The sequence below is a fragment of the Rhodococcus shunpengi genome (genome assembly GCF_048381395.1).
Taxonomy (GTDB): Bacteria; Actinomycetota; Actinomycetes; order Mycobacteriales; family Mycobacteriaceae; genus Rhodococcus.
In genome coordinates this window covers 55,088-78,722 of sequence record NZ_JBLWIU010000032.1, presented here as the reverse complement: position 1 = coordinate 78,722, position 23,635 = coordinate 55,088, and the positions used below count along the sequence as shown (strand labels likewise).

Genomic DNA, 23,635 nt, shown 5'->3' with positions numbered 1-23,635 from the left:
CCGGGACCGCTCGGTCACTCGGCGTACCACTCGCTCTCGACCCGACCCGAGCTGGCACCGAACCACAGCTGGGTCCCCAGGGTCTCGAGCGCGGGCACACCGGAGTGCGAGGGGGCGGCGAGGAGCAGTTCGCCGGCGCGCCGCCCCTTGTCCTTCTGCGGTTGCCGCACGGTCGTGAGACCTTCGCGGATCGCTTCGTCGATGCCGTCGAAACCGGTGATCGACAGGTGCCCGGGCACGTCGAGGCCCATCTGATTGGCCCAGGCGAGAGCGCCGAGCGCGAGCACGTCGGTGGTGCACACGAGCGCGGTGATCCGCGGGTTGACGCGCATGATCTGCGCCGCGGCGGACAGGCCGTCCTCCGCGGTGTGGGTGTAGCGCTCGACGACGGTGAGCGATCCGGGGGCCAGACCTGCGGCGCTCATGGCGTCCTGGACGCCGCGGATGCGTTCGCGCTGCACGTGGAAGGCGCCGGATTCGAGGGTCGACAGGTCGACGACCCCGTCGTGCCGTTCGCGGCCGAGGCGCATCGACAACATGCCGATCTGCCGGTGGCCGAGTTCGATGAGGTGGGCGGCGAGATCGCGCATCGCCCGCCGGTCGTCGATGCCCACCACCGGGGTGTTCTCGAGACCGCGCGGCTGGTCGCACGCGACGACCGGGAGGTGCCGTTCGAGCACGGCCGCGAGGTAGGGGTCCTCGGCGGGGACCGAGTAGACGACGAACCCGTCGACGGACGAGCGGTGCACGACCTGTGCGGCCTCGTCGTCGGTCCGGCCCGGTCCGGCGGGGATGAGCAGCAGTCCCTGTCCGGCCGCTTCGCAGGCCTCGGACAGTCCCGACAGGAAACTCATGGCGGCGGGATCCCGGAAGGAATAGCTCAACGCTTCGGTGAGCAGGACCCCCACGGCTCCTGCCTTGCGGGTGCGCAGCGACCGCGCCATCGGATCCGGGCCTGCATATCCGCGTCGTTTGGCGACTTCGAGGACACGTTCGCGTAGCTCGGCGGACAACTGGTCGGGGCGGTTGTACGCGTTCGAGACCGTGGTGCGGGAGATCTTCAACTCGGCGGCAATCGACGCCAGGGTCGCCTGTCGGCGCGGCTGACGAGACCTGGACATGAGAGGACCGTAGTCCTGTGTCCGTGGTCACGACCACCCAGGGATGGTAGGAGGGCTCCGCGTCGTCCGCTAAAGTGGAACGGTAACGGTTACCAATAACGTTTGGGTCGGTCGCTCGGTCGTTCCGGACCCCGTTCGTCGAAGACCGCCGATCCTCAGGAGAAGAACTGTGCGACTGTCCTCCCGCACGGCCCTCGCAGCCGCCGCCGTAGCCTGCGCGACCACCCTCGCCGCGTGCGGCACCGATACCTCCGGCGCCGACGACGACGAGATCAGCGTCGTCGCCTCCACGAACGTGTGGGGGTCGATCGCGCAGGCCGTGGCCGGAGATCGCATCGAGGTCCGCTCGCTCATCACCGAACCGAGCGCCGACCCGCACTCCTACGAGGCCAGCCCCCTCGACGCCGCGGCGATCTCCGACGCCTCGCTCGTCGTCTACAACGGCGGTGGCTACGACCACTTCGTCGACGACATCCTCGGCGCCACCGGGGACAAGCCTGCGGTCGTGGAGGCCTTCGCCCTGTTCGAATCCGGCGCGTACTCGGACCTGCACGCCGGACACGATCACGGCGACGAGGACGGCACCGACGACGCCATCGAGAGCGGCTCGGAGACAACCGTTTCCGAGGACCACTCACACGAGAGCGGTGAGGTGTCCGACGCCGATGTCGCCGGCGACGGGCACTCGCACGAGGGTCACGACCACGGCGGCATCAACGAGCACGTCTGGTACGACCTCGCGACCGCCGACGCCGTCGCGCACGCCGTCGCCGAACAACTCGCCGAACTCGACCCGGACGGTGCCGCCGTCTACGAGGCCAACGCCGCGGCCTTCCACGAGAACCTGCACTACGTCGCGGATGTCGTCGACAAGCTCGCCGACACGCACGGCGACGCACCCGTCGCCCAGACCGAGACCATCGGCCACTACCTCGTCTCGGCCGCGACGCTCGACGACGTCACTCCCCCGGACTTCACCGACGCCATCGAGAACGGCACCGATCCGTCCCCGGCGGCGATCGCAGCCACACGGCAGTTGTTGGTCGACAAGCAGGTTCGCGTCCTGCTCTACAACCCGCAGACCGAGGACCGGATCAGCCGCGAGATGCGCACGGCAGCAGAGTCGTCGGGCGTCCCCGTGGTCGAGGTTTTCGAAACCCTGCCCGAAGGTGTCGACTACATTCAGTGGCAGGCCCGGACCGCCGAGACCCTCGCCGCCGCGCTCGAGACCGCCTCCTGACCATCCGATCGAGAACACGGACCCCGGTGACACCTCCTCCATCCGACCGCACGCCCACCGTCGAACTCCGCGATGCCCGGCTGGCATTCGGCGATCGGGTCCTCTGGGACGCACTCGACCTCGTCGTCGAACCCGGCGAGTTCCTGGCGGTGCTCGGACCGAACGGTGCCGGAAAGACGTCGCTGCTCAAGGTGCTGCTCGGTCAACTCCCGCTCACCTCCGGAACCGCGACGATCGCCGGGCAGCCCGTCCGGACCGGGAACTCGCACGTCGGATACGTGCCGCAGCAGAAGTCCCTCGACGAGGGCGTCCCGCTGCGGGGACGCGATCTCGTGGGCCTCGGCATGGACGGACATCGCTGGGGCACCGGCCTGCGCACGCGCCGGAAGCGCCGCGTCGCGGTCGACGACGCGATCACCCAGGTCGGCGCAGAGACCTATGCCGGAGCCCCGATCGGCACGCTCTCCGGTGGTGAGCAGCAGCGGCTGCGCATCGCGCAGGCGCTCGTGGGAGATCCGCGCGTACTCCTGTGCGACGAGCCGCTGCTCAGTCTCGATCTCGCCAACCAGCACCTGGTGTCGGCGCTCATCGACCGGCGCCGCCGCGACCACGACACCTCCGTCCTGTTCGTCACCCACGAGATCAATCCGATCCTGCCGCTGGTGGATCGCGTGCTGTACCTCGTCGACGGCCAGTTCCGCATCGGCACCCCCGCCGAGGTGATGACCTCGCAGGTGCTCTCCGAGCTCTACCGCACCGACGTCGAGGTGCTCGAGATGCGCGGCCGCCTGGTGGTCGTCGGCACCGGCGACGCCATCGACGCACTCGGCAGCGCCGGCGGACTGCGCCCCGGGGAAGGCGTCCACCACGATCACGAGGATCACGAATGAGCAGCAAGTTCACCGACGCCCTCGGGCGGATGTTCGACGTGGAGACCACCGTCGAACTCCTGCAGTACGACTTCGTGCAGCAGGCGCTCGTCGCCGGTGCGATCCTCGGTCTGCTCGCCGGCGTGATCGGCCCGCTGATCATCAGCCGTCAGATGGCGTTCTCCGTCCACGGCACCTCCGAACTGTCGCTCACCGGTGCCGCGGCGGCGCTCATCATCGGGGTCTCCGTCGGAATCGGTGCGGTCGCGGGCGCCGTGATCGCCGCGATCCTCTTCGGGGTCCTGGGGACACGTGCCCGCGAACGCGACTCCGTCATCGGCGTGGTGATGGCCTTCGGTCTCGGCCTCGCCGTCCTGCTGCTGTGGGCCTACGACGGACGCACCGGTGCCGCCTTCTCGCTGCTCACCGGTCAGATCGTGGCACCCGGCGGTACCGGCATCGTCCTGCTCGCCGCGTGCGCTGCCGTCGTGATCCTCACGCTGCTGGTGATCTACCGTCCGCTGCTGTTCGCCAGCACCGACCCGGAGGTCGCGGCTGCACGCGGCGTCCCGGTGCGCGCATTGTCGATCGTGTTCGCGGTGCTCGTCGGTGTCACCGCCGCACTCGGTGTGCAGATCGTCGGCGCGCTGCTGGTGATGGCACTGCTCATCACCCCGGCCGCCGCGGCGGCCCGGGTGGTCAGCGGGCCGCTCGCCGCCACAGTGCTGTCTGTGGTCTTCGCGGAGATCTCGGCGGTCGGCGGCATCCTGCTCGCACTGGCGCCGGGCGTGCCGGTTTCGGCGTTCATCACGACGATCGCGTTCGCCATCTACATGATCTGCCGCGCGATCGGCACCGCCCGCAACCGGCGTGGTTCCGGGCGGGTCGCCGCAACTGCCTGACCCACGGCCCATCGGGACGTGATCTTGACGCGCTCCTCGATGTCCGCCTAGTTTCCCGAGGTTGTTCCGGTAACGGGACGTCACAGACATCGGGGGTAGAGAGTGCAGCACGTCACGCGTCGTTCCTTCCTGACCGGAGCGGCCGCGGCCGCCGGACTCGCCCTCACCGGCACCGCCGGTGCCCACGCGGTGCCCGGCATCCCCGCCCGCGTGAACAACGTGCCGCTCACCCACGAGGAACACCGGGTGGTCGTCATCGGCACCGGTTTCGGCGGTGGTGTGACCGCCCTGCGCCTGGCCCAGGCCGGCGTGCGCGTGCACATGCTCGAGCGCGGCATCCGGTGGCCCACCGGGCCGAACGCGAACACCTTCCCCCGCGTCGACAACCCCGACAAGCGGTTCCTGTGGCACCGGTCGAACCCCGAGGTGTTCGGTCGCCACCTCGCCTTCGAGCCCTACACCGGTCTGGTCGAGGCGTGCGTGGGAGAGAACATGACGGCCCTGTGCGCCGCCGGTGTCGGCGGCGGGTCGCTCGTCTACCAGGGCATGACGCTGCAACCCGACGAAGCGGTGTTCAACGCCCACTTCCCGAACGAACTCGACTGGGCACGCATGGACCGCGTCCACTACCCGCGCGTCGCGCAGATGCTGCGCCTCGCCGTCGCACCGGACGAACTCGTCGCCAGCCCCAACTACGCGACCTCGCGCATCTTCGCCGACCGTGCGCGGAAGGCGGGTTTCCCGATCGACAAGATCCCGATGCCGATCGACTGGGACTACGCGCTCGCCGAACTCCGCGGCGAGATGGCCCCGGCCTACACCGACGGTTCGGGCGCGATGGGTGTCAACAACGGCGGCAAGCACTCCGTCGACGTCACCTACATCGCGGAGGCCGAGGCCACCGGTCTGGTCACCGTCGCGACGCAGCACGAGGTCACCGACATCGAACGTGCCGAGGACGGCCGGTGGACGGTGCACGTGAATCACATCGACACCTCCGGTGCCGTCGTCGAGAACAAGATCCTCACCACCGACGCGCTGGTGCTGTCCGCGGGCACCATGAACACCACCCGGCTGCTGATGAAGGCCGCCGCGAAGGATCTGATCTCCGACCTGCCCGACGACGTCGGACAGGGCTGGGGTTCGAACGCCGACCGCATCTACCTCTGGACGAACCTCGAGGAGGAGTTCGGCGCGGTGCAGGGCGGTCCCGTCGTCTACGGCAGCAAGAACTGGGACGACCCTGACTCCGCGTACACCGTCATCCAGGCCTCCATTCCCGGCTTCTACGGGATCGACATGCGCAGCACCGTACTGGTGGGCTACGGCGTCAGTGAGGGTCGCGGGCACTTCGTCTACGACGCCGCTCGCGACGACGCCGTCCTGCGCTGGCCGCACGAAGGGGACTCGGTGTTGCAGACGGGCCACATCGACCCCACAGTGCGCCGCATCGCCGGCGAACGCAGCATCCTGACCGACACCAACTCGATCGTCCCGTCGACCTGGCATCCGCTCGGCGGCGCGAGCATGGGCACGGTGTGCGATCTCGAGGGCCGGGTCTTCGGCCAGCGCGGGCTGTACGTGCTCGACGGCGCCCTCATGCCGGGCAACACCGCCGCGTGCAACCCGTCGATGACGATCGCCGCGGTCGTCGAACGCGCCCTCGACGACATCGTCGTCCGCGACGTCGGAACGGTCTTCTGAGCGGGCATAGACTCGGGTCGTGACCCGCATCGACCTCAACAGCGACCTCGGTGAGAGCTACGGCCGGTGGCGCCTCGGCGACGACGAGACCATGCTCGACATCGTCACCAGCGCCAACGTGGCGTGCGGATTCCACGCCGGCGACCCGGCGACACTGCTGAGCACCTGCCACGGCGCAGCGAAGCGCGCGGTACGAATCGGCGCCCAGGTCGGCTACAACGACATCGGCGGTTTCGGCCGCCGGTTCATCGAGGTGCCGTCGGCGGATCTCACCGCCGAGATCATCTACCAGATCGGCGCGCTCGACGGTCTCGCCCGGGCGGCCGGTTCGTCGGTGAGCTACGTCAAACCCCACGGCGCGCTGTACAACGCGATCGCCCATCACCGCGAACAGGCCCGCGCGGTCGTGGATGCGGTGCGCGCCTACGACGCCTCGCTGCCCGTCCTCGGACTACCCGACTCCGTCTTCCTCGAGGAGGCCGAACGGGCCGGGCTGAGGGTGGTCACCGAGGCGTTCGCCGACCGCGCCTACACCCCCGAGGGCACGCTCGTCTCCCGGCGCGAACCCGGTGCGGTACTGCACGATCCGGACGAGGTCGCCGAGCGGGTCCTGCGCATGGTCACCGAGGGGGTGGTCACCGCGGTCGACGGCAGCGACGTACTCGTGAACGCGCAGTCGGTGTGCATCCACGGCGACTCCCCCGACGCCACGGCGATGGCCGTCGCCGTGCGCCGTCGCCTCGACGCCGAGAAGATCGACATCCGGGCGTTCGTGTGAACGCCCGACACCGCGAGGTCCACCGATGAGAATCCTTCGTGCCGGAGACAGCGCACTGCTCGCCGAATTCGATTCCCTCGACGAGGTTCTCGCCCACTTCCGGGCACTCGACCGCGAGCGGCCGCGTGGCGTCGTCGATCTCGTGCCGGCGGCGCGGACACTGCTGGTGTGCTTCGATCCGTCGGAGACCGGCCTGCAGGTCGTGCACAAATGGGTCACCACCACCCCACCGGCGTCCGGGGACGAGGTCGACGTCGAGGAGGTGACGCTCGAAGTCCGGTACGACGGGGCCGATCTCGAGGAGGTCGGCGAGTTGACGGGCCTCGGTGCGGACGGCGTGATCGCCGCCCACACCGGAACCCTCTGGACGGTCGCCTTCGGCGGGTTCGCGCCCGGCTTCGCGTATCTCACCGGCGGGGATTCGCGATTGCACGTGCCGCGCCGTAGTTCGCCGCGCACCTCCGTCCCGTCCGGCGCCGTGGGACTGGCGGGCGAATTCTCGGGCGTCTACCCACGGAAGTCGCCCGGAGGATGGCAGCTCATCGGAACCTCCGATGCCCCGCTGTGGCAACCGGATCGGACCCCTGCGGCGCTGCTGCGGCCGGGGTGTACGGTGCGCTTCGTCGCGATCTGATCCGTCCTCGGATCCACTGCGCCGTTGCGCTCAGATACCGAGCACGGCCTTCGCGACGAGGAAGTAGATCACCAGGCCGGTCGCGTCCACGAAGGTCGTGATGAACGGATTGGAGAAGACTGCGGGGTCGGCGCGAATCGATTTGGCCACCAACGGCATCGCACCACCGACCGTGGCGGCGAGAGTGCAGATGCTCACCAGCGTCAGCCCGATCACCGCACCCACCGACGAGTCGTAGACCAGGGACGTCAGGACGAACGCGACCGAGCCCAGCAGGACACCGAGGGACAGACCCACTCGGAGCTCGCGGGCGATCACCCCGCCGATGTCGCGTGGCGTCACGTCGTCGAGCGCCAATGCACGGGTGACCGTGGTGGCGGCCTGGTTTCCGGTGTTGCCCCCGGTGCCGATGATCAGCGGCACGAACAGGGCCAGGGTGACCACCTGATCGAGGGTCGACTCGAACACTTCGAGGACCTGAACCGTGAGGGTCGCGCCGAGGGCCAGGACCAGCAACCACACCACCCGCGAGCGCACCAACTGCCCGACGGGTGTCGCGAGATAGGGGCGGCGCAGCGGCTCGGTACCGCCGATGCGCGCCTGGTCCTCGCTGTCGGCGGCCTCGAGGATCCGCAGGGCGTCGTCGACGGTCAGGATGCCCACCAACCTGGTCTCGCTGTCGACGACGATCAACGCCAGCAGTTTGAGTTCGGCGCAGCGGCGCGCGGACTCCTCGGCGTCGTCGGTCACGCGCGCCCAGTAGGGCTCGCTCATGATGTCGGCGAGCGCTGTTCCCGGCGCCGCACTCATCAGCTCGCGCAGACCGACCACTCCGACGAGCACACGACCGTCGTCCACCACCGGCAGCGTGTACACCGTCTCCGCGTCGTCGAGCCGACGACGCACGACGTCCATCGCCTGCTCCACGGTCATGTCCTGCCGCAACGACACGAAGGCCGGGCTCATCCGCCGGCCGATCGCCCGCTGCGGATAGCCGAGGATCGCGGCGGTCGCCTCGCGGTCGGCGGGCGGCAGGCCGCGCATGAGGGTCGATGCGACCGTGGCGGGCAGTTCGTCGAGCAGCTCCACCCGGTCGTCGGGTTCGAGGTCGGCGAAGATCGCGGCCACCTGGTCGTCGCGCAGCCCGCGGAGCAGTTCGCTCTGCATGCTCGGGTCGAGCTGTTCGAAGACGTCGATCGCCCGGTCCTTGGGCAACAGCCGGTAGAGCACCGCGCGGCCCGTCCGGCCGAGCCGTTCGAGCACGTCGACGACCTGTTCGACGCTCAGATCCGCGACGGCGTCGTGCGCGGCCGGAAGGTCGTCGGCCTCCACGGCCTTCTCGATCAGTCGCGTCGTCGCTGCCCGGACGTCTGCTTCGTCCATGATCGTCACCTCCGTCCTCGATGATCTTCAACCTAACGCGATCGTTCGGCCGGAGTCGGGCCGTGCGATCGAAGCCGGTGGGTGAGAATGAACATCGTGGCGTGGTTCGAGGTGCTCTCCGGCGGAATGCTCACGACGGTCCAGGATCGCGGACGTCCCGGTTACGGCTCCTCGGGCCTCACCCGGTCCGGTGCCGCCGACCGGCGCGCACACGACGCCGCGAACCGGCTCGTGGGGAACCAACCGGACGCGGCGACACTCGAGGTGACCGGCGGTGGTCTCGCCGTCCGCAGCGTCGGCGAGACGATCGTGGCCGTGACCGGCGCCCGCGCCGACGTGACCGTGTGCGACCGGCCGGTCGGCGACTGGGCGCGCATCACCCTCCGCAACGACGACGTGCTGCGGATCGGCATCCCGAACGAAGGCCTGCGGACCTACCTCGCGGTACGCGGCGGCATCGACGTGCCGGAGGTGCTCGGCAGCAGATCCACCGACACCCTGTCGCACACAGGCCCGTCACCCGTTCGCGCCGGCGACAGTCTGCTCGTCGGGGCGATGTCGGGTCACCTGCCCGACGAGGAGCAGTTCCCACCACCGCCGCCGATCGACGACCCCGTGGAGATCCGGGTACGACCCGGTCCGCGCGACGACTGGTTCACGCCCGGATCACTGCGGGCGCTGTTCCACGAGACATGGACGGTGACACCGGAACTCGACCGGGTGGGCATCAGGTTCCACGGTCCCGGCCGACTGCACCGGGCACGGCACGAGGAGATGCCCAGCGAGGGCATGGTTCCCGGCTCGCTGCAGATACCGCCGGACGGGCATCCGGTGCTGTTCCTCGTCGACCATCCCGTCACGGGCGGCTATCCGGTGGCCGCGGTGGCGGTCGCCGCCGATCTGCCGGTCGCGGCGCAACTGCGTCCCGGACAGCGGGTGCGGTTCGTGCCGGTGCGCTGATCGTTGCGAGGTGACCGCAGCCGGGTGACCGTCAGGCGCGCGACCGCACGGATGCGTCGTCCTCGTCGGTCGGGTCGGCGGCCGTCACCCGCCGTACGAAGGTGATCGTCTCGTCGAGTGCCCGTGGCGCGGGTGGCGAGATGCCGGGCAAGCTGAGATAGCCGTGCACGGTGTCGGGATAGTCGATCTCCGTGACGTCGCCGCCCTTGGCCCGCAATGCTTCGGCGTATCGAACGGCGTTGTCGCGCAACGGGTCGTGCCCCGCAATCTGGACGAGGGCCGGTACTGCGGCACCGGCGAGCGTGCCGCGCAGCGGAGCCGCGGTCGGCGCATACGGATCGGCGCCGGCCAGATACAGGCGCACGAACGCCCGCATACCGCGGGAGGTGAGCACGGGAGCGTTCGCGAACTGCCGCTCCGACGGGAACTCCTCCTCCATCTCCGTCGCCGGATAGATCAGCACCTGGCCGACCGGCAACGGACCACCCGAGCGTCCGGCCACATCGGCGACGACCGCAGCGAGGTTGCCTCCGGCACTGTCGCCGGCGACCACGACGCGGGACGGATCACCGCCGAGTTCCGCAGCGTGTGCGAGGACCCACCGGAACGCCGCCCAGCAGTCCAGGACCGCTGCCGGATAGGGGTGTTCGGGGGCGAGCCGGTAGTCCACCGACACCACGACGCTCGGGGTCCGCGCGGCGGTGTGGCTCGCCCACCACTCGTTCTGCTCCGGATTGCCGAGCACCCACCCGCCGCCGTGGAACAGAAGCACGACCGGCAGCGGACCGTTCGTCCGCGCCGAGGGCCGGTAGATCCGCAGACGGGTCCGGACCGGGGAGCCCTCGGTGGCGAGATCGTCGATCACCTCGTGCTCGAGATCGACCCATCGGTCCTCGATCCGCACGCCGGGATGCGTCCGGCCCGAGATCAACCGGCCGACCGGGGACGACAGCAGCTTCGCGCGTGCAGCACGACGTGCCGGGATCTCGTCGACGGAGGCGTCGGCGATGGACTTGTTGGCGAAGCGTTCGAGGAAGGCGAACACCTTCGTACGGAACGGCAGGGATGCGACCACGAGGACAGACTAGGCCCTCGCGACCGCGAATCGGACCGACTCGATCAGGCCCGACTGCGGTGCAGTCTTGTCAGACCCGACTGCGGTGCAGTCTTGTCAGACCCGACTGCGGTGCAGTCTTGTCAAACGCGGCGCTGCCGCGCGATGTCGGCGAGCACCACGCCCGCCGCGACGGAGGCGTTGAGCGACTCGACGTCTCCGGCCATCGGAATGGAGAGAACAGCGTCGCAGGTCTCCCGCACCAGGCGTGAGAGCCCCTTGCCCTCCGACCCCACGACTACGACGACGGGATCGGTACCGTCGAAATCGTCGAGGCTGGTGTCGCCACCGGCATCGAGACCGACGACGCGGACACCGCGGGACTGCCAGTCCTTGAGCGTGCGGGTGAGGTTGGTGGCACGCGCGACGGGCAGTCGCGCTGCGGCGCCGGCGCTCGTGCGCCACGCCACGGCAGTCACCGACGCGGAGCGGCGCTGCGGGATGACCACACCGTGCCCGCCGAAGGCCGCGACCGAGCGGATCACCGCGCCGAGATTACGCGGATCGGAGATGTTGTCGAGAGCCACGAGCAGCGGACGCTCGTGGTTCTCCGCGGCGCGCGCGAGCAGGTCGTCGGGGTGCGCGTAGCGGTACGGCGGCACCTGCAGACCGATGCCCTGGTGCATCCCGTTCGACGACATCCGGTCGAGCTCGGAACGCGAGACCTCGAGGATCGAGATGCCCATCTCGGCCGAGCGCTGCACGGCTTCCTTGAGCCGCTCGTCGGCCTCGGCGCCGAGGGCGACGTACAGAGCGGTCGCGGGCACACCGGCACGCAGGCACTCGACGACCGGGTTGCGGCCGAGCACCATCTCGGGCCCGTCCTCGGCCTTGCGACCGGCCGCGGGACGACGACCGCCGCCGCGCGGGTCGGCGGCCTTGGCCGCGGCCCGGGCGCGCCGTGCGGCGGGGTGGTAGGGCCGGTCCTCGGCCTTGGGGGTGGCGCCACGCGCTTCGAGCCCGCGTCGCCGCTGTCCGCCGGACCCGACGACCTGACCCTTCTTCGTGCCGCCCTTACGAATAGCGCCGCGACGCTGAGAATTGCCTGCCATCACTGTCCTGCTTTCAGAGACCACTCGGGTCCGTTGGGCGTATCGGTCACTTCGACCCCCGCGGCTGCGAGGCGGTCCCGCACCTCGTCGGCCACCGCCCAGTTCTTCTCGGCCCGGGCGGTCGTGCGGCGTTCGAGATCCGCGCCGACCAGCACGTCGAGTGCCGCGAGTGCGGCCGATCCGGAGTCGTCGGTGGAGCACCAGTGCTCGTCGAGCGGGTCGACACCGAGGATGTCGAGCATGCTCCGGACCTGCGAGGCGATCTGCACGGCCGTGTCGAGATCGCCGTTGTCGAGCGCCTTGTTGCCCTCGCTGCGCTTACGGTGGATCTCCGCGAGCGCCTTGGGGACACCGAGGTCGTCGTCGAGCGCCTCGGCGAAGGCCTCGGTCCACTCGCCCACGGGCACCTCACCCGCGCGGTCGCGGGTCTTGAGCACGAACGACTCGAGTCCCCGGTACGCGGCGGCCGCTTCGGCGAGCGCGTCGTCGGAGTATTCGAGCATCGAACGGTAGTGGGCGCTGCCGAGGTAGTAACGCAGTTCCTGCGGCCGGACGCGGGCGAGCACGTTGGGGATCGACAGCACGTTGCCGAGCGACTTCGACATCTTCTCGCCGCCCATCGTCACCCAGCCGTTGTGCAGCCAGTAGCGGGCGAAGCCGTCGCCGGCGGCGCGGGACTGGGCCATCTCGTTCTCGTGGTGCGGGAAGACGAGGTCCATTCCTCCGCAGTGGATGTCGAAGGTGCCGCCGAGATAGAAGCCCGCCATCGCGGAGCACTCGAGATGCCAGCCGGGGCGGCCGCGTCCCCACGGGGTGGGCCACGAGGGCTCACCGGGTTTCTCGGCCTTCCACAGCGTGAAGTCGCGGGGGTCGCGCTTGCCGAGTCCGGCGCTCTCGCCCTGGTGGACGTCCTCGATGCGGTGTCCGGAGAGGGCACCGTATTCGGGGTAGCTCAGTACGTCGAAGTAGACGTCGCCGTCGGCCGCGTAGGCGTGCCCGGCGTCGATGAGGCGCTGGATGAGTTCGACCATCTGCGTGATGTGGCCGGTCGCGCGAGGTTCCACCGAGGGTGGAAGCACACCGAGCGCGTCGTAGGCGCGGTTGAAGGCCCGCTCGTAGGTCGCGGCCCACTCCCACCACGGCCGACCTGCCTCGGCGGCCTTGCGGAGGATCTTGTCTTCGATGTCTGTGACATTTCTCACAAACAAGACATCGAGACTCTTGGTAGCGAGCCACCGGCGGAGCACGTCGAACGCAACGCCGCTGCGTACGTGCCCGATATGGGGTTCGCCTTGGACGGTGGCCCCACACAGGTACACCGAGGCCTGGCCGGGGACCAGCGGTTCGAAATCCCGCACGGCCCGCGATTCGGTGTCGTATAAGCGCAAGGTCACGACCGTCGATCCTACCGCTCGTCCTGCTGGGCCAGGACCAGTGCGGTCGCAACCGCGGCCACACCTTCTCCCCGACCGGTGAGCCCGAGTCCGTCCGTGGTGGTCGCCGACACGGAGACCGGACCGCCGAGCGCCTCGGACAGCACCGCCTGCGCCTCCTCGCGCCGCGGCCCGATCTTCGGGCGGTTCCCGATCACCTGGACAGCCGCATTGCCCACCACCCAGCCGGCGTCGTCGAGCAGTCGACGTACCTCGCCGAGCATGGCGACACCGGACGCGCCGGCCATCTCGGGTCGGCCCGTGCCGAAGACCGATCCGAGGTCGCCGAGACCGGCGGCCGAGAGCACCGCATCGCACAGCGCGTGCGCAGCGACGTCCCCGTCGGAGTGACCCGCGCACCCGTCGGCGTCCTCGAACAGCAGACCGGCCATCCAGCACGGCCGTCCGGCCTCCACGGGATGCACGTCCGTTCCGATGCCGACACGCACGATGCTCACATCTCCTTCTCGGTGCGGACGCCGGACGCGAGCACGGTTCGTGCCAACACCAGGTCCAGCGGGGTGGTGATCTTGAAAGCGAGAGGGTCTCCGACGACGGTGGTGATCCGCTCCCCCAGCCGCTCGACGAGTCCCGCGTCGTCGGTCGCGTCGGCGGCGTCGCGGTTGGCCCGCTCGAGCAATTCGACGTCGAATCCCTGCGGCGTCTGCACCGCGCGGAGGGTCGACCGGTCGGGAGTGCCCGTGACGGTCCCGCCGGCGTCGACACTCTTGATGGTGTCGACGACAGGCAGGACGGGGATCACCGCGTCGCTGCCGGCCCGCAACGCGTCGACGACCCGGACGAACAGATCGGCCGGGGTCAGCGCACGCGCGGCGTCGTGGACGAGCACGAAACGCGCTCCCGATGCCGCGGCGAGACCGGCGCGCACCGAGTCGGCACGCTCGGCTCCGCCCGCCACCACGGTGACCCGGTCGGCGAACGACCCGCCGACGAGCCGGTCCGCGGGCGTGGCCGCCAGTTCGGGTGGCGCCACGATCACCACTCGATCGATGACCGCCGAGGAGAGCATCGCCTCGACCGAGCGGTCGAGCATCGTGCGGCCGTCCAGTTCCACGAACGCCTTGGGCAGTGGTTCCCCCAGGCGAACACCGCGGCCGGCCGCCGGAATGATTCCGACGACCGGCCCGTTGCGATCGCTCATGTGCAGTTTGCCGATGTCTCGCGCGTCAGGAAGCGGCGGCGAGAACCTCGTCGAGCATGGTCTCCGCCTTGACGTCGTCGGTGCCCTCGGCGAGCGCGAGCTCACCGACGAGGATCTGACGTGCCTTGGCGAGCATCCGCTTCTCACCTGCGGACAGGCCGCGGTCCTGCTCCCGGCGCCACAGGTCGCGCACAACTTCTGCGACCTTGTTGACATCGCCGGAGGCCAGCTTCTCGAGGTTGGCCTTGTACCGCCGTGACCAGTTGGTGGGTTCTTCCGTGTGGGGTGCGCGCAGCACCTGGAAAACCTTGTCGAGGCCTTCCTGCCCGACGACGTCGCGCACTCCGACGTACTCCGCGTTCTCTGCAGGTACCCGGACCGTCAGGTCGCCCTGCGCGACTTTCAGAACCAGATATTCCTTCTGCTCACCCTTGATGGTGCGTGTTTCGATTGCTTCGATCAGCGCCGCACCGTGATGGGGGTATACGACGGTGTCTCCGACCTTGAAAATCATGTGTCCCGTGCCCCTTTCGATTCTCCCAGTTTAACACGTGACCACATCACCCTCCCGTCAACGGTGCAGGTCAGGGGCACCGAGCACTGAGCGTAGGGCTTGACAGGCAGTTCCTTCCGTGTATCGGGTGACCTCCGACACACCCGCCCGTCGGCGCCTGTCGATCTTGTCTTCCGCGCGCGAATCCGCACGACATTCGGCCCCGACGTACACAGCGCACACGGGAACTACTACTCTGCCTAGTGGATTGCGAGCCTTACTCGAGTGGAGGAACCCGTGACTGCTCTCAAAGCGCCGACTCGCCGAGTCGTGACCGCTCTCGCCCTTGCCGCGGGAGCGGCGCTCACGATGTCCGCGTGCAGCGCCGGTCAGATCACCCAGACCTCGACCCAGGTCGCGGCCATCAACGGTTCCAACGTGGACGCCGGCAGTCTCGCGCTGCGCAACGTGCACGTGATCTACCCGGACTCCGAGGAGTACAGCATCGAGCCCGGCGGCACCGCCCAGCTCGGCTTCACGATCGTCAACCTCGACCCGTACGTCGGCGATCAGCTCACCGGTATCTCCACCGATTTCGCAGCCTCGGTCACCGGTGCCCGCCTCGAGATTCCGCCGCAGTCCTCCGTGGTCGCCGGTGTCTCCGAGGAGAACGCCGCCCTCGTCGAGGAGGTCGACGAGTCGCCGCGTCCGAACAGCACCGAGGAGACCCCCTCCCCGGCTCCGGCAGAAGTCGTCAACAACGTCGAGCTCGTGAACCTCTCCGAGGGTGTCCGCCCGGGCCTGACCATCCCCGTGACCTTCACGTTCGCCGAGGCCGGCGACGTGACCCTGTCCGTGCCGATCGATGCCGGCCCGGAGCTCCCCCGCGACGAGTCGGAGCTCTCGCCGATCGTGGGAGAAGCACACTAGGACTTTCCTGCGAAAGGGCCCGGTCGAGCACAGCTCGGCCGGGCCCTTTCGCATCCGGTCCGATGTCGGTGCGACCGTCTATCCTCCGGCCGTGGCAAAGACCAAGACCCTCTACCGCTGTTCCGACTGCTCGCACACCGTCGCGAAGTGGGTCGGGCGCTGTCCCGAATGCGGAACGTGGGGGTCGATGGACGAAGCACCCGTCCAGCCGGTCGCGGTCGCCTCGCGGTCGGGTACCTCGCTCGCCCGCGCCGGTGCCGCCGCCGTACTACCGAGCACCCCGGCCATCCCGCTGTCGCAGATCGACGGCAAGTCCACCCACGCGAAGCCCACGGGCATCCCCGAGCTCGACCGCGTCCTCGGTGGCGGTGTCGTCCCCGGTTCGGTCGTCCTGCTCGCCGGCGAACCCGGTGTCGGCAAGTCCACACTGCTCCTCGAGGTGGTGCACCGCTGGGCGTTGCGTGGCGAAGCCGATCGCGCGCTCTACGTCACCGGCGAGGAGTCGGCCGGTCAGGTGCGTTTGCGCGCCGACCGCACCGGCGCCGTGCACGACCGGGTCTACCTCGCCGCCGAGAACGACCTCGCGACGATCTTCGGACACGTCGAGCAGGTCGAACCCACGCTGCTGGTCGTCGACTCCGTCCAGACGATGCTCGCCGCCGACGTCGACGGCGTCACCGGCGGTGTCACGCAGGTCCGCGCAGTCACCAGCGCCCTGACCTCCCTCGCGAAGTCCAGCGGCATCCCGGTGCTGCTCATCGGCCACGTCACCAAGGACGGCGCGGTCGCCGGTCCGCGTTCCCTCGAGCACCTCGTCGACGTGGTGCTGCACTTCGAAGGCGACAAGCACTCCACGCTGCGCATGGTGCGCGGGGTGAAGAACCGGTTCGGGGCCGCCGACGAGGTGGGCTGCTTCGAACTCGCCGAGGACGGGATCGTCGGCGTCAGCGACCCGTCGGGATTGTTCCTGCAGCACCGCGACGAGGCCGTGCCCGGCACCGCCGTCACGGTCACGATGGACGGCAAACGCCCGCTCCTCGGTGAGGTCCAGGCGCTCGTGGTGCCCACGCACAATCCGTCACCGCGACGCGCCGTGAGCGGTCTCGACTCGGCGCGGGTGGCGATGGTGCTCGCGGTGCTCGAGCGTCGCTGCGGGCTCGGCCGGCTCGGCAACTGCGACGTCTACGCCTCCACCGTCGGCGGTATGCGAATCACCGATCCGTCCGCCGACCTCGCGCTCGCGCTCGCTGTCGCCTCGGCCGTGCGCGACCAGCCCGTCCCGGCCGGCACCGTGTTGCTCGGCGAGGTCGGTCTCGCCGGGGAGGTCCGTCGTGTCGTCGGTGCGGGTCGTCGGCTCGCGGAGGCGAACCGGCTCGGCTTCGACCGCGGGGTGGTCCCGCGCGATGTCGAGGGAATGCCGAAGGGCATGAAGAAGTTCGAGGTGTCCAACGTGGCCCAGGCACTGTCGACGCTCACGCGCTGACCTGCCGAGATGTCGGTGGTCGGTGCGAACATGTGTTCGTGTCCGATGCGACGGTGCTGCACGCCGATCTCGACGCGTTCTACGCGTCGGTGGAGCAGCGCGACGATCCGTGGCTGCGCGGCAAACCGATCGTAGTGGGTGGGGGCGTCGTGCTCGCGGCGAGCTACGAGGCCAAGGCCTACGGCATCGTCACCGCGATGTCGGGCCGGGCCGCCCACGCCCTGTGCCCGGGACTGACCTCGGTGCCTCCCCGCATGGAGGCCTATGCGCAGGCGTCCCGCGACGTGTTCGCGATCTTCGATCGCACCACACCGATCGTGGAGGGGATCTCCATCGACGAGGCGTTCCTCGACGTCTCCGGTCTCGGGCGCATCGCCGGCAGACCCGTCGATATCGCCGCACGTCTGCGCTGCACGGTCGTCGAGGAGGTGGGGCTGCCGATCACCGTCGGGATCGCACGCACCAAGTTCCTCGCCAAGGTCGCGAGCGGGGTGGCCAAGCCCGACGGCATGCTCCTCGTTCCTCCGCACGCCGAACTCGAGTTCCTCCATCCGTTGCCGGTGGAGCGGTTGTGGGGCGTCGGTAAGGTGACGGCGGCGAAGTTGCACGCACACGGTCTACGAACCGTGGCCGATGTCGCCGCCCATTCCGAGTCCGATCTCGTCTCGCTCCTCGGACGCGCGGCGGGACGCCACCTGCACGCGCTCGCGATCGGCCACGATCCGCGTCCGGTCCGGCATCGGCGGCGCAGTTCGATGGGCGCGCAGCACGCGCTCGGCCGCGGGCCGCACAGCGTCGAGTCGGTCGGCGAGACGCTGCAACTGCTCGTCGACCGCGTGGGCCGGCGGATGCGCCGGGCCGGACGCCTCGGCCGCACGGTGGTCCTGCGGATGCGCTTCGCCGACTACAACCGCGCGACCCGCTCGCACACGCTGCCCGGGGCCACCGCACGCACCGATCTGCTGTCGGCGGCGGCGCGCGACCTGCTCGAGCAGACCCGGCCGCTCATCGCCGAGCGCGGCCTCACCCTCATCGGGATCGCGGTGACGAATCTCGTCGGCGAAGGCGTCGAACAACTCGAGCTGCCGTTCGACGAGCCGGTCGAGGCCGCCGGGGACGGTACCGGAGACATGCGAACGCAGCACCGCGCCGTCGCCCGGCATGCCCTCGATGCCGTCCTGGACGATCTGCACTCCCGCTACGGCGCGGGCGCGGTCACGTCCGCGGCATTGCTCGGACGCGACCACCGGCCGGGTGTTCCGTTGCTCCCCGACGCCCCTGAGGCCTGAACAACAAAGCCTGAACAAGAAAGCTTGACCGACAGAGATCTCAGACAGCGGAGATGTCGTGCTCGCTCTGCGGGATGCCGTCGGCGTAGTCGCGACCCTTCGCGAAGTGCTCGTGTCCGACGACGACGAACAGCCCGACCGACGACGCCACCACGACGTCCGGGTCGGCCAGCGGACCGTCGACAATGCGTGCCTCCGCGCTGGTGTAGACCTTGCGCCGCACCGTGCCGTCGACACGGGCGCGGAACTCGAGCACCGAACCCAGCGGGATGGGACGAGCGAAGTCCGTCTCGAAGTGCCCGGTGACGACGGCGGTCCGCAGGGCGGCGTTGCACGCCATTCCCTGTACCTCGTCGAAGGCCGTCATGAGGATGCCGCCGTGGATGAATCCCGGTCCGCCCTGGTAGCGCGTGGCGACGTCGAGACGGCCGAGCACCTCGAGACCCTCGCCGACGGTGAACTCCATCGCGAGACCGTGGGGCTGGTCGTCACCACACCCGAAGCACTTGTTCCAGTGCTGCGGTACCGGCGCACCCGGGCCGGGATGATCTTCCGGCAGATCGGGAACGACGAGGTCGTCGGGCAGAGTCCAGGTGCTGCGCATGAGCAAGTAATGTAGTTGCGCGGTCGGGGCGCCGATCAGGGAGTCCGCGCATTGTGACGACGACCGCAGACCGCACAGGGGAAGGAAGTCCAGATGACCGAGTCGGCGCCGGCATCGACGCTGAGCGACACCATCGCTCGTCTGGCGCCCGGCACCGCATTACGCGACGGTCTCGAACGTATCCTCCGTGGCCGGACGGGCGGCCTGATCGTCCTCGGTTTCGACGACACGGTCGCCGAGCTGTGCGACGGGGGCTTCGAACTCGACGTCGAGTTCGCCCCCACCCGGCTCCGGGAGCTGTCGAAGATGGACGGCGCCGTGGTCGTGTCCACCGACGGTTCGCGCATCGTGCGTGCCAACGTGCAGCTCGTCCCCGATCCGAGCATTCCCACCGTGGAGTCCGGTACCCGGCACCGCGCCGCGGAACGTACCGCGATCCAGACCGGATATCCGGTGGTCTCGGTCAGCCAGTCGATGAGCATCGTCAGCGTGTACGTCGACGGTCGCCGCCACGTCATCAACGACTCCGCGACCATCCTGTCGCGGGCCAACCAGGCCGTCGCGACACTCGAGCGCTACAAGGCCCGCCTCGACGAGGTGACCCGGCAGTTGTCCGTGGTCGAGATCGAGGACATCGTCACGCTGCGCGATGCGCTCACCGTGGCGCAGCGGCTCGAGATGATGCACCGCCTGTCCGTGGAGATCGAGCAGGACGTGCTCGAACTCGGGACCGACGGTCGCCAGCTGGCCCTCCAGCTCGAAGAACTCGTCGGCGACAACCAGCTCGCCCGGCAGCTCATCGTGCGCGACTACCTTGCGGGCGAGCACGTCCCCACCCAGCAGGAGGTCGAGCAGGCTCTCGAGCGTCTCGCACACCTGACCGACGTCGACCTGCTCGATCTGACCAGCCTTGCCCGCGCCTTCGGCTATTCGGGCACCATCGAGGCCCTCGACACCTCGATGAGCCCGCGCGGCTATCGCGTGCTCCATCGGGTGCCGCGCCTGCAGACCCGGCAGATCAACCGGCTCGTGGGTGCGTTCGGCACGCTGCAGGGCCTGCTCGCGGCCACCGCTGCCGATCTCCAGGCGGTCGACGGGGTCGGCGCCCTGTGGGCCCGGTACATCCGCGAGGGACTGTCGCGCCTCGCCGAAGCCGCGATCAACCACTACGACTGAACAGCGCTCGGACGAGCAGCAGATCAGGGCGTGATGTTGAACGGCTCGGGCACGCTGCGCAGGCCGCCGAGCTGCCCGACCACGGTGTATGCGCCGGGGCCGACCGGTTCGCGCGGCGCCTGGCAGCCGGGCTCGGAGGTCGTCGCCGACCACTTGACGGAATAGGCCGCCTGGTCGCCCGGAGCGAGCGACCGGATGTCGGCGGTCGATTCGGGGAAGCAGTCGGTGTTGGCCCAGAGCCGCTCGTTGCCGTCGAGGCTGTAGACGAGCACCTGCTGCAGGCCCGCACCGAGGTCGCGTTCGCACTGCGATGTGCCGATGTTGGTGATGACGATCGTGAAATCGGGTTCGGAGCCGATCCGGTAGTTCGGCTCGTCCGCCGTCACCCGCACGGCGAGCGACTGATCGGAGCACTGCCCCGGCGGAACCGGAGCAGCGGAGGTGGTGGCGGACGTGGACGTGTCGTCCTCGTCCGCGTCGTCCGAGGCCGATCCCTCCGCTCCACCCGATCCGGACGAACCCGAGGATTCACCGCTCCGGGTGGTGCTCGCGGATGCCGCGTCGGCGGACGCATCGGCCGCCGTCGTGGTGGCGGAGGTCGTCACCTCCGCTGCTGCGGGTTCGGGATTCTGATCGGGGTCCTCGCCGCCGGTCAGCGCCACTACGAGCCAGATGACCAGAGCCAGCACGACCACCGAGACTCCGATCGCGAGAATGCGTCGTCGCCAGTAGATCTCGGGGGGCAGAGGACCGGTCGGTTCTAGCACGCCCCCCACGGTATGTGCCGCGGGGGGCGCACGGCTACACCGCCGTCGGCGTGTCGCTGTGACCTGCGGTCACATCGTTGTGACCGGCAGGTGCACACGTCTTCAGTTGTCGGAGACCTCACCGATGTCGCCGAAGTGGCCGCGCAGACTCACCTTGCCGTCCTCGAGCTTGTAGGTGACGCCCACGATGGCGCAGCGGCCGTCGGCGATGCGCTCTGCGATGATGCGGGAACGATCCGTGAGCAGCTTGCCCGTCTCGACCACGTGGCGACCCTCGAGCTCGTCGACGGTGGACAGCCCCTCGGCCCGGCCCATGAGGATCGACGGAGCGACACGCTCGACGAGACTGCGGATGTGCCCACCCGGCACAGTGCCCTTGTCGAGGGCATCGATGGTCGCCGCCACGGCACCGCAGCTGTCGTGGCCGAGGATGACGATGAGCGGAACGTCGAGGATGTCGACGGCATACTCGATGGAGCCGAGCACGGAGCTGTCGATGACGTGACCCGCGGTGCGGACCACGAACATGTCGCCGAGCCCCTGGTCGAAGATGATCTCTGCGGCGACGCGGGAGTCTCCGCAGCCGAACAGCACGGCGGTGGGATGCTGACCGTTGACGAGCTCGGCGCGACGGTCGATTCCCTGGCTCGGGTGCAGCGGGGTGCCGCTGACGAAACGATGATTACCCTCGGTCAGGGCTTTCCAGGCGGAGATGGGATTGGAGTTCGGCATGCGTACATTATTCACCTGCACCCATGTCCGATTTCGTTCGACATCTTCTCGATGGAACCCGACACCCGACCCTGTGACCGGAGGAGACCCGAGATGTCCGTGGATGCGCCGTCGTTGCTGCGCTGGTATGCCGCCCAGGCGCGCGACCTGCCGTGGCGCCGCGACGGGGTGACGGGCTGGCAGATCCTCATGTCCGAGGTCATGCTGCAGCAGACGCCGGTGGCCCGGGTCGCCCCGATCTGGGAGGAGTGGGTGCAGCGCTGGCCCGTGCCGTCCGCCATGGCCGTCTCGAGTCGGGCCGAGGTGTTGCGGGCGTGGGGCAAGCTCGGCTATCCGCGCCGCGCGCTGCGCCTGCACGAGTGCGCCGGCGTACTCGCCGCCGAGCACGACGATCGGGTTCCCGAGGACGTCGACGTCCTGCTGACCCTGCCCGGCGTCGGCGCATACACCGCGCGAGCGGTGGCGTGTTTCGCGTACGGGCAGCGTGTGCCGGTGGTGGACACGAACGTGCGTCGTGTCGTCGCCCGCGCCGTCCACGGCCGGGCGGAACCCGGAAACCCCTCGACCACGCGGGATCTCGCCGATGTCGAGGCGATCCTTCCGCGTCAGCGTGCGCGTGCGGCGACCTTCTCCGCGGCACTGATGGAACTCGGCGCGACCGTGTGCACCGCCCGCACACCCGACTGCGGGCGCTGCCCGCTGCCCGAGTGCGCGTGGGTGCAGGCCGGGCGACCCGCCCACGACGGACCGCCCCGGAAGGTGCAGAAGTTCGCCGGCACCGACCGGCAGGTGCGAGGCCGATTGATGGCGGTACTGCGCGAGAGCAGCGTCCCTGTGGAGCGACCCGTTCTCGACAGCGTGTGGACCACGGATCCGGGCCAGCGCGACCGCGCCCTGCATTCGCTGCTCGTGGACGGTCTCGTCGAGCAGACCGACGACGGCCGGTTCGCACTCGCCGGCGAGGGCTCGACCTCCTAGAGTCGGCTTACCGGCAGTGCTACTCGAGTCGGCTCGCCGACAGTGCTACCCGAGGCGGCTCGCCGAGAGTGCGTGCGCGGTGAGGAAGTGTTCCACGGCGGTGCGGAACTCGTCGGGCCGGTCGTCGTGCACGAGATGCCCGGCGCCGTCGACGAGGACGTGGTCGGTGCCGGGTCGCGTCGCCATCCGCCGCATCTGTCCCTCGGGGGTGATGGTGAACTCGCCTTCGAGCAGCAGCGCGGGCACGCGGATCGAGTTCCACTCGTCCCAGAAGTGCCGCGACCCCCACTCTTCCGAGATGTCGCGGAAGGTCTCGACGTCGCCGTGCAGATACCAGCCGTCGTCGCGGCGGACGAACGAATCGAGGAAGTAGCGACCCGCGACGGGCCCGAAGAAATCGAACACCGCGTCCTCGGTGGGGAACGGCTGCGGCCACTGCGTGATCATCGCCGCCCAGTTCGCGGCTGTGCGTCCCCGGAAGTCGGGCGCCATGTCCTCGAGCACCAGCCCGGTGACCCGCTCGGGATGGGCGGCGGCGAAGCACCACGCGTGCAGGGCGCCCATCGAATGCCCGATCACGACGAGTGGTTCGGTGATCTCAGTGAGGTGGGTTGTGAGATCGGCGACGAACGCTTCGGTGGTGAGTTCGTCGGGAGCGGGACGGCCGTGACCGGCGGCGTCGAAGGTGTACACGTGCCCGTGTCCGCGTAACCACGGCACGTGACGACGCCACGTGCGGGCGCTGCCCATGAGGCCGTGCAACAGCAGGATGGGTCGTCCGGTTCCGCCCTCGTCGTGCAACACAATCGACCAAGTTAGCGGAGTAGGCTC

Annotated in this window: 24 protein-coding genes; 12 read left to right on the top strand and 12 right to left on the bottom strand. The window is 69.4% G+C overall.

Annotated elements, in window-relative coordinates:
- Positions 1–14: 14 nt before the first annotated feature.
- Positions 15–1,121 carry a LacI family DNA-binding transcriptional regulator gene (locus tag ACNJ7K_RS18855; protein WP_120281292.1) on the bottom strand — a complete coding sequence of 369 codons (1,107 nt, stop codon included), beginning with the start codon at positions 1,119–1,121 and terminating at the stop codon, positions 15–17.
- A 169-nt stretch (positions 1,122–1,290) separates the two neighbouring features.
- On the opposite strand from ACNJ7K_RS18855, the gene ACNJ7K_RS18850 reads away from it, so the two are divergent.
- From ACNJ7K_RS18850 to ACNJ7K_RS18825, 6 genes are all read left to right on the top strand, one after another.
- The gene (locus ACNJ7K_RS18850) at positions 1,291–2,361 is read left to right on the top strand and encodes a metal ABC transporter solute-binding protein, Zn/Mn family (RefSeq protein ID WP_487042051.1); all 1,071 of its coding nucleotides are present in this window, start codon (positions 1,291–1,293) and stop codon (positions 2,359–2,361) included.
- 26 nt (positions 2,362–2,387) lie between these two features.
- The gene (locus tag ACNJ7K_RS18845; RefSeq protein WP_159416818.1) at positions 2,388–3,251 is read left to right on the top strand and encodes a metal ABC transporter ATP-binding protein; all 864 of its coding nucleotides are present in this window, start codon (positions 2,388–2,390) and stop codon (positions 3,249–3,251) included.
- A complete protein-coding gene (locus tag ACNJ7K_RS18840) occupies positions 3,248–4,132 on the top strand; it encodes a metal ABC transporter permease (RefSeq protein ID WP_159416819.1) in 885 nt (294 codons plus the stop codon). Before ACNJ7K_RS18845 ends, ACNJ7K_RS18840 begins: the two co-directional genes overlap by 4 nt.
- A 102-nt stretch (positions 4,133–4,234) precedes the next feature.
- Positions 4,235–5,836: a GMC oxidoreductase gene (locus tag ACNJ7K_RS18835; protein ID WP_230788502.1), complete on the top strand. Its 1,602-nt coding sequence runs from the start codon at positions 4,235–4,237 to the stop codon at positions 5,834–5,836.
- A 19-nt stretch (positions 5,837–5,855) separates the two neighbouring features.
- The gene (locus ACNJ7K_RS18830; protein ID WP_230788505.1) at positions 5,856–6,614 is read left to right on the top strand and encodes a LamB/YcsF family protein; all 759 of its coding nucleotides are present in this window, start codon (positions 5,856–5,858) and stop codon (positions 6,612–6,614) included.
- Between the two features lie 25 nt (positions 6,615–6,639).
- Positions 6,640–7,248 (top strand): 5-oxoprolinase subunit B family protein, encoded by a 609-nt coding sequence (locus ACNJ7K_RS18825; protein WP_230788507.1) that lies wholly within the window; start codon positions 6,640–6,642, stop codon positions 7,246–7,248.
- A gap of 30 nt (positions 7,249–7,278) precedes the next feature.
- Here ACNJ7K_RS18825 and mgtE read toward each other — a convergent pair whose 3' ends face one another.
- On the bottom strand, positions 7,279–8,631 hold the full coding sequence (gene mgtE / locus ACNJ7K_RS18820; protein ID WP_487042050.1) for a magnesium transporter: 1,353 nt from the start codon (positions 8,629–8,631) through the stop codon (positions 7,279–7,281).
- Between the two features lie 87 nt (positions 8,632–8,718).
- Here mgtE and ACNJ7K_RS18815 point away from each other — a divergent pair, with 87 nt between their 5' ends.
- On the top strand, positions 8,719–9,591 hold the full coding sequence (locus tag ACNJ7K_RS18815; RefSeq protein WP_120281285.1) for a 5-oxoprolinase subunit C family protein: 873 nt from the start codon (positions 8,719–8,721) through the stop codon (positions 9,589–9,591).
- 31 nt (positions 9,592–9,622) lie between these two features.
- Here ACNJ7K_RS18815 and ACNJ7K_RS18810 read toward each other — a convergent pair whose 3' ends face one another.
- From ACNJ7K_RS18810 to carD, 6 genes are all read right to left on the bottom strand, one after another.
- The gene (locus ACNJ7K_RS18810; protein WP_487042049.1) at positions 9,623–10,666 is read right to left on the bottom strand and encodes an alpha/beta hydrolase; all 1,044 of its coding nucleotides are present in this window, start codon (positions 10,664–10,666) and stop codon (positions 9,623–9,625) included.
- A 122-nt stretch (positions 10,667–10,788) separates the two neighbouring features.
- Positions 10,789–11,757 carry a 23S rRNA (guanosine(2251)-2'-O)-methyltransferase RlmB gene (gene rlmB, locus ACNJ7K_RS18805; RefSeq protein ID WP_120281283.1) on the bottom strand — a complete coding sequence of 323 codons (969 nt, stop codon included), beginning with the start codon at positions 11,755–11,757 and terminating at the stop codon, positions 10,789–10,791.
- The gene (gene cysS, locus ACNJ7K_RS18800) at positions 11,757–13,151 is read right to left on the bottom strand and encodes a cysteine--tRNA ligase (protein ID WP_159416826.1); all 1,395 of its coding nucleotides are present in this window, start codon (positions 13,149–13,151) and stop codon (positions 11,757–11,759) included. Before cysS ends, rlmB begins: the two co-directional genes overlap by 1 nt.
- An 11-nt stretch (positions 13,152–13,162) precedes the next feature.
- Positions 13,163–13,639 carry a 2-C-methyl-D-erythritol 2,4-cyclodiphosphate synthase gene (gene ispF, locus ACNJ7K_RS18795; protein WP_024102859.1) on the bottom strand — a complete coding sequence of 159 codons (477 nt, stop codon included), beginning with the start codon at positions 13,637–13,639 and terminating at the stop codon, positions 13,163–13,165.
- 5 nt (positions 13,640–13,644) lie between these two features.
- On the bottom strand, positions 13,645–14,352 hold the full coding sequence (ispD, locus tag ACNJ7K_RS18790) for a 2-C-methyl-D-erythritol 4-phosphate cytidylyltransferase (protein WP_159416827.1): 708 nt from the start codon (positions 14,350–14,352) through the stop codon (positions 13,645–13,647).
- A gap of 25 nt (positions 14,353–14,377) precedes the next feature.
- Complete coding sequence (carD, locus tag ACNJ7K_RS18785) at positions 14,378–14,866, bottom strand: RNA polymerase-binding transcription factor CarD (RefSeq protein WP_006550486.1); 489 nt, start codon at positions 14,864–14,866, stop codon at positions 14,378–14,380.
- 276 nt (positions 14,867–15,142) lie between these two features.
- Here carD and ACNJ7K_RS18780 point away from each other — a divergent pair, with 276 nt between their 5' ends.
- From ACNJ7K_RS18780 to dinB, 3 genes are all read left to right on the top strand, one after another.
- Positions 15,143–15,775 (top strand): copper chaperone PCu(A)C domain-containing protein, encoded by a 633-nt coding sequence (locus tag ACNJ7K_RS18780; RefSeq protein ID WP_174246944.1) that lies wholly within the window; start codon positions 15,143–15,145, stop codon positions 15,773–15,775.
- Positions 15,776–15,866: 91 nt separating this feature from the next.
- On the top strand, positions 15,867–17,258 hold the full coding sequence (gene radA, locus ACNJ7K_RS18775) for a DNA repair protein RadA (RefSeq protein WP_230788530.1): 1,392 nt from the start codon (positions 15,867–15,869) through the stop codon (positions 17,256–17,258).
- A 32-nt stretch (positions 17,259–17,290) separates the two neighbouring features.
- Complete coding sequence (gene dinB, locus ACNJ7K_RS18770) at positions 17,291–18,547, top strand: DNA polymerase IV (protein WP_487042048.1); 1,257 nt, start codon at positions 17,291–17,293, stop codon at positions 18,545–18,547.
- Between the two features lie 40 nt (positions 18,548–18,587).
- On the opposite strand, the gene ACNJ7K_RS18765 is transcribed toward dinB, so the two are convergent.
- A complete protein-coding gene (locus ACNJ7K_RS18765; protein ID WP_120281277.1) occupies positions 18,588–19,151 on the bottom strand; it encodes a PaaI family thioesterase in 564 nt (187 codons plus the stop codon).
- Positions 19,152–19,244: 93 nt separating this feature from the next.
- Here ACNJ7K_RS18765 and disA point away from each other — a divergent pair, with 93 nt between their 5' ends.
- On the top strand, positions 19,245–20,327 hold the full coding sequence (gene disA, locus ACNJ7K_RS18760) for a DNA integrity scanning diadenylate cyclase DisA (protein ID WP_120281276.1): 1,083 nt from the start codon (positions 19,245–19,247) through the stop codon (positions 20,325–20,327).
- 23 nt (positions 20,328–20,350) lie between these two features.
- Here disA and ACNJ7K_RS18755 read toward each other — a convergent pair whose 3' ends face one another.
- Both ACNJ7K_RS18755 and ACNJ7K_RS18750 read right to left on the bottom strand, forming a co-directional pair.
- Positions 20,351–21,094: a hypothetical protein gene (locus ACNJ7K_RS18755; RefSeq protein WP_159416828.1), complete on the bottom strand. Its 744-nt coding sequence runs from the start codon at positions 21,092–21,094 to the stop codon at positions 20,351–20,353.
- A gap of 102 nt (positions 21,095–21,196) precedes the next feature.
- Positions 21,197–21,826, bottom strand: a complete 630-nt coding sequence (locus ACNJ7K_RS18750) for a carbonic anhydrase (RefSeq protein WP_120281274.1) — start codon at positions 21,824–21,826, stop codon at positions 21,197–21,199.
- Between the two features lie 93 nt (positions 21,827–21,919).
- Between ACNJ7K_RS18750 and ACNJ7K_RS18745 the strand changes: the two genes are divergently transcribed.
- Positions 21,920–22,804 carry an HhH-GPD family protein gene (locus ACNJ7K_RS18745; protein ID WP_120281273.1) on the top strand — a complete coding sequence of 295 codons (885 nt, stop codon included), beginning with the start codon at positions 21,920–21,922 and terminating at the stop codon, positions 22,802–22,804.
- Between the two features lie 45 nt (positions 22,805–22,849).
- Here ACNJ7K_RS18745 and ACNJ7K_RS18740 read toward each other — a convergent pair whose 3' ends face one another.
- Positions 22,850–23,608 (bottom strand): alpha/beta fold hydrolase, encoded by a 759-nt coding sequence (locus tag ACNJ7K_RS18740; RefSeq protein WP_230788537.1) that lies wholly within the window; start codon positions 23,606–23,608, stop codon positions 22,850–22,852.
- Positions 23,609–23,635: the final 27 nt, after the last annotated feature.

What these genes read in the sequence shown, in the direction of transcription:
- ACNJ7K_RS18855 (WP_120281292.1), bottom strand. Translation starts at nt 1,121, where the DNA reads ATGTCCAGGTCTCGTCAGCCGCGCCGACAGGCGACCCTGGCGTCGATT.
- ACNJ7K_RS18840 (WP_159416819.1), top strand. Translation starts at nt 3,248, where the DNA reads ATGAGCAGCAAGTTCACCGACGCCCTCGGGCGGATGTTCGACGTGGAG.
- ACNJ7K_RS18825 (WP_230788507.1), top strand. Translation starts at nt 6,640, where the DNA reads ATGAGAATCCTTCGTGCCGGAGACAGCGCACTGCTCGCCGAATTCGAT.
- mgtE (WP_487042050.1), bottom strand. Translation starts at nt 8,631, where the DNA reads ATGGACGAAGCAGACGTCCGGGCAGCGACGACGCGACTGATCGAGAAG.
- ACNJ7K_RS18815 (WP_120281285.1), top strand. Translation starts at nt 8,719, where the DNA reads ATGAACATCGTGGCGTGGTTCGAGGTGCTCTCCGGCGGAATGCTCACG.
- rlmB (WP_120281283.1), bottom strand. Translation starts at nt 11,757, where the DNA reads ATGGCAGGCAATTCTCAGCGTCGCGGCGCTATTCGTAAGGGCGGCACG.
- ispD (WP_159416827.1), bottom strand. Translation starts at nt 14,352, where the DNA reads ATGAGCGATCGCAACGGGCCGGTCGTCGGAATCATTCCGGCGGCCGGC.
- carD (WP_006550486.1), bottom strand. Translation starts at nt 14,866, where the DNA reads ATGATTTTCAAGGTCGGAGACACCGTCGTATACCCCCATCACGGTGCG.
- ACNJ7K_RS18765 (WP_120281277.1), bottom strand. Translation starts at nt 19,151, where the DNA reads ATGCGCAGCACCTGGACTCTGCCCGACGACCTCGTCGTTCCCGATCTG.
- disA (WP_120281276.1), top strand. Translation starts at nt 19,245, where the DNA reads ATGACCGAGTCGGCGCCGGCATCGACGCTGAGCGACACCATCGCTCGT.
- ACNJ7K_RS18750 (WP_120281274.1), bottom strand. Translation starts at nt 21,826, where the DNA reads ATGCCGAACTCCAATCCCATCTCCGCCTGGAAAGCCCTGACCGAGGGT.
- ACNJ7K_RS18745 (WP_120281273.1), top strand. Translation starts at nt 21,920, where the DNA reads ATGTCCGTGGATGCGCCGTCGTTGCTGCGCTGGTATGCCGCCCAGGCG.